Genomic DNA, 2,175 nt, shown 5'->3' on the forward strand with positions numbered 1-2,175 from the left:
TGTATAAGAGACAGCCCCATATCCCCTCACCCCCCACACACTCACTCACCCATAGCAGACCTCATGCATCGAGGAATCTGAGAATTTCCTTACATCGTGGGGAAATGACGCGATTTGATACAAACTACCTCCCTTCCAAACCTGGAAACACTGGGCGCCATGGGCATGTGATGAATAGATGACCGCGACGCTCCATAAAATTCTCGCGGGCGATAGCTACCGGTATTACCTTCGTCAGGTCGCTGCGGCCGATGCCACCGACCGCGGCCCCGGAACCCTATCCGACTATTACTCCGTCCACGGTGAGCAACCCGGCCTATGGTGGGGCAACGGGCTTGCCACCCTGGGGCTCTCGCCCGGTGAGGAGGTGACCGAAGCGCAGATGCGGGCGTTGTTCGGCCACGGCCGCCATCCCGACACCGACGCGATCACCGCACGCGTCATCGCTTCCGAGACTGCGAAAGGAACCAGCCTCAAAGCCGCGACCGAAATCGCGGAGCGCGCGACACGGTTGGGTAATCCGTATCGCACCTATTCCGGTGACAACGAGTTCCGCAAACGCTGCGGCAAGGCGTTCGCTGAACACAATATCGCTGCCGGAGTCGACGCCCGCGCGGCGATTCCCGACGAGGTTCGCGCACGGATACGTACCGACGTCGCCGCAGAAATGTTCACCGAACAGTACGAGCGACCGCCATTGGATGATCGCGAGTTGTCCGGGTTCGTCGCCAAGATGTCGCGCCCGAAATCAGCGGCGGTCGCCGGGTTCGACCTCACTTTCTCTCCGGTCAAAAGCGTCTCCGCGCTGTGGGCCATCGCACCCCTCGAGGTCTCCGGGCGCATCGCCGCAGCGCACGACGCCGCCGTGGACGACGCCCTGCGTTGGCTGCAACAGCATGGGATCTTCACCCGGGCAGGCCGCAACGGGGTACGTCAACTCGATGTCGACGGCATCATCGCCGCCCGGTTCGTTCACCGCGAATCCCGATGCGGGGACCCGGATTTGCACACCCATGTCGTCATCGCCAACCGCGTCCGCGGTGCCGACGGGCGCTGGCGGACCCTGGACGCGGCGCGAATCTACCGGCTGAACGTGACGATCAGCGAGATCTACAACACCCGCCTCGAACACCACCTACGCGCCGACCTCCGCGTCGAGTTCGCCGAACGCGCCGGCACCAACCCGAACAAACGCCCCATCCGCGAAATCGCCGGCATCCCCGCGGTACTGATCCGGTACTGGTCACGACGCGACACCGCCATCCGCACACGACTGGGAGAGCTGACCGTCGAGTTCCACCAGCAACTCGGGCGCGAGCCCACCCCGGCCGAGATGTGGAATCTCTCCCAGGTCGCGACCTTGCAGACCCGTCCAGCCAAACACCTGTCGCGGTCGTGGGCCGAGCAACGCCGCGACTGGCGCACCCAAGCCTCCACCGTGCTCGGCGGCCACACCATCCTCGACCGAGTCGTGGCCACCAGCATCAACCGCGCCTCGCCTCCCTCACCGATGCTGAGCGAGGATCGCGTCGCGGATATCGCGCGCGAGGTGGTGGAGGTGGTGTCGGGGCAGCGGTCGGTGTGGCAGCACCACCACATCCGCGCCGAAACCGAACGCCGCATCCGCGCCCTCACCGACCGCGACACCTGGGCGGACATCACCGACGCCGTTGTCGCCCAAGCACTCTCACCCCGCAATTCACTCGCCCGCACCGATCCCGATATCGCTGCCGAACCCGACCTCGCCACCGTGCCTGCGCCGTTCCAGCGCCGCGACGGCGCCAGCGTCTACACCCGCTCCGGCACCCAGACCTACACCTCCGCCCACCAACTCGACATCGAATACCGCCTCACGGTGCTATCGGTCCAGCCCGGAGCCCGCACCATCGATGAGAGTTTCGTGACCGCCGCGATCGCGGCATACAACACCGATCCCGCCCACGAAGGCAAGAAACTCAACGCCGGCCAGGCCGCCATGGTCACCCACTTCGCCACATCCGCGGCGCGCATCGCGGTCGCGTCCGCCCCGGCGGGCACCGGGAAAACCACCGCCATGCGCGTCCTCGTCGACGCCTGGCACGCCTCCGGCGGAACAGTGCTCGGCCTGGCCCCCGAGGCCGCGCCCGCCGCGATCCTCGCCGAAGCCACCGGCGCCCGCGTCGAAACCGTCGGCCG

Annotated in this window: 1 protein-coding gene; it reads left to right on the top strand. The window is 66.2% G+C overall.

All coding sequences use genetic code 11. From position 1 onward, the window contains the following. Positions 1-178: 178 nt before the first annotated feature. On the top strand, positions 179-2,175 hold a 1,997-nt coding region (mobF, locus tag A5780_RS31060), incomplete at its 3' end, for a MobF family relaxase (RefSeq protein ID WP_156769718.1).

It is taken from the genome of Nocardia sp. 852002-20019_SCH5090214, from assembly GCF_001665865.1.
Taxonomy (GTDB): Bacteria; Actinomycetota; Actinomycetes; order Mycobacteriales; family Mycobacteriaceae; genus Nocardia; species Nocardia nova.